Source organism: Arthrobacter sp. M4, from assembly GCF_020251205.1.
GTDB lineage: Bacteria > Actinomycetota > Actinomycetes > Actinomycetales > Micrococcaceae > Arthrobacter.
On record NZ_JAIWYX010000051.1, the window covers coordinates 1 to 798 of the forward strand.

Annotated in this window: 1 protein-coding gene; it reads left to right on the top strand. The window is 60.7% G+C overall.

Features of this window, described 5'->3' with window-relative positions:
- Positions 1-261: 261 nt before the first annotated feature.
- Positions 262-798, top strand: a 537-nt coding sequence (locus LD110_RS23350; protein ID WP_225502330.1) for a LacI family DNA-binding transcriptional regulator, incomplete at its 3' end; no start/stop codon positions are given.

The following is a 798-nucleotide window of genomic DNA, read 5'->3' on the forward strand; positions in this document are numbered from 1 at the left end:
GGGCTTTTCCAACGCCTTCATCATCATGGTCACGGCCCACACTCCTCAATGCCTCCCGAACCACTCCACGAATCGGTCCGGCATTCACCGCGACCGCCGTTTCAGCCGTCATGATCCCTTGGTCCCGTTGCCCACTTTCCTCGCGTTCCTACTGCTGTGGAGGTTGAGAACTGACTTGTCGCGCAGCACTTGACATTGCAAAACGTTTTGCAGCATACTGTGATGTACCGCATACAAAACGTTTTGCAAAGGTGGTGACAGATGCCCAAAGTCGGAATCCGCGAGGTTTCGAAAGTGGCCGGCGTGTCTGTCACGACCGTCTCCCATGCATTGAGCGAGACACACCAGTCCCGTGTCAGCGCAGAAACACGCCAACACGTCCGCGAAGTCGCGGCTCGCCTGGGCTACGCGCCGAACCGGCTGGCCAGTGGCCTTCGGAACCAGCGCTCCTATCTGCTGGGCCTTGTGAGCGATGAGATCGCGAGCTCGCCCTTCGCAGGTGAGATGATCCTCGGCGCCCAGGACGCCGCGTACGAGCGGGGATGGCTCCTTATGCTCGTGGACAGCGGCAGGAATTGGACGCTCGAGGAAAAGCAGATCGACACCCTGCTGCAACACCAGGTCGACGGCCTGGTGTACGCGAGGATGTTCCACCAGCAGGCCAATGTTCCCGCCGCCGTCACAGGTGTTCCGGTAGTGCTGCTGGATGCCTTCGACGCCAACGGGAAGTTCTCCTCGGTCGTGCCCGATGAAGTCGAAGCGGCACGCACCGCGGTGAAGGAGCTCATCGATGCCGGC